Raw genomic sequence first — 1,889 nt, 5'->3', positions numbered from 1 at the left:
AAGCAAATCAACAGAAGGGCTAGCTGTACTGCGTCTCGGATTTCCAGGGTAAATGCCTTGAAGGGTATCTTGATCTTCCTGCAATTTTCGATGAACACAGAATTCAACAATTCCTATTGCACGCAAGGCGATTGTCAGCAAGCGTATCAACCCGCAGGCATGATCATCTCGTTGCACATATAATGGCGTAATGCCAAGGCGTCGTCCTTTAAGACGAGCAAAATTTCGCTCGACAATATACTGATCCCGGTAGGTAAGAACAACTTGCGTCAAAGCAAGCGTTTCAACCATTGCATTCGTGGCATACAACCTCCATCCAAGACGTTTTTTTGTCTTTTCAACGGCATCGGTGTTTCTTGTTGTATATATCTGATATCGTACTGTTGTCTCTACCCGTGCCGGTTTATCACCGTAGGCACGAATATTTTTATGAGATTCCTGGCATTCCCAGCTACACTCGATTAAGCCTTGGACTTTATAACGCTTCAGAATTTTTTCAGCAGCACTTTTCAATTCAGATTCGTCCTGATACTGCTTCTTTCCAGGGGCTGGTGGCGGCGTAAGGTTTTGGATGGCTTTCTCAGCTTTTTCCAGACGACTGTCAAGCGCTTTACTCTGGGATTCAGCATACCGGAACGACTGGGCACAGCATATTCGTTCCTGCCATATAATTTCTTCACCATCAAGCTTGATCTTACGTTCGATTGTTATCTCAAATCCTTTGGCAAGGGCTTTTTCAGGATTGGGCTTTTCATTCTCGGCTGTTGGTATATCTTGTGGTAAAAAGACATTGCTTATTTCATGTTTTCCGGCCTCTAACTCCGACAATATTTTGTCCAATAATGTCGGTGTCTCTCCAGTCATGGGCAACGGCATCAAATAGCAGTTATCATCACGATCAATAACGGCACGGGTCTCTAATGATCCCATTTTACTGTCACCAATGTAAAGAATGCCGGTCTTACAAAGAGTATCATTGATGCGTTTGTACACAGGCAGATATAGTGGATCATCTGCTTTTTCACCGGAAACCACATCTGTTGCTATGGGAAGCCCAAGGGGATCAAGAGTTCCTATCATTAATTTGAACTGAGGCAAATAGGTATTCTGCTTGGTACGCCCTACTTGAAAGAGGGAATGTTTCTCAGGGTCGTGATTTACGGAAGCCGTTGTTGCATCTAATCGCACTTTTTCAACCGGCAGATCATAGGCTCGAATGCTATGCCCGGAAATATGCCGCTCAATTTCTGACCATAGTGCATCGTCGTACAGTATTTTTAATAGCCTTGCCAGCCGGTCATCAGTAAAATCTTTATCCGTAATTTTCTGACCTGTTGCACAACTAAGCACAGAGCAACGCCCTGCAACCCAGCCTTGAACACTGCTCATACGGTGATCACCTCTGCTTAATATATAAACCAGCCACACCGTCATCAGCCACCCATAACTTAGGCCTTCATGATTGCCATGTGGAGTATAAAGTTTATCAACAATATTAGGTAGATCCAATTTTAAAAGGATTGCTGTCAGTAATGGAATATCATCAACTCGTTCATTTACTATAGACGGTGGCAACACTGAGTACGATGGCAATAAATTCTGAGAACCATCGGGACAAGGTGCTTGGAAACCAAAAGGGCCCAAATATGAGGAACCGCTAATAGGGCTGTTTTGTATCTTGTTAATGAGGTTCTCAGATTGAATTTTTATATTTGACTGTCTACCTAACTGCATAAACATTTCCTTAGATATGAAGATGAAAGAGGCTTGAAGTTCATTAGTTTCTTATTTATAACAGGAAATATTGGTTGGATAAAGGAACTTTTCTCGTTTCAATTGTTTATGTTTTAAATTTTTTCATTTGCTCTTTAAAATGATCGAACCCCAAG

At 42.1% G+C, this 1,889-nt stretch carries 1 protein-coding gene; it reads right to left on the bottom strand.

Going from position 1 to position 1,889, the window contains the following annotated elements; genetic code table 11:
- Nucleotides 1-1,734: IS1634 family transposase (locus HXW94_RS18655; protein WP_178368395.1), on the bottom strand; the 1,734-nt coding region annotated here is incomplete at its 3' end.
- Nucleotides 1,735-1,889 lie beyond the last annotated feature (155 nt).

The organism is Desulfobacter latus, from assembly GCF_013389365.1.
Classification (GTDB): Bacteria; Desulfobacterota; Desulfobacteria; order Desulfobacterales; family Desulfobacteraceae; genus Desulfobacter; species Desulfobacter latus.
The sequence above is the reverse complement of the archived record's forward strand: the minus strand, read 5'-3'. Positions and strand labels throughout refer to the sequence as shown.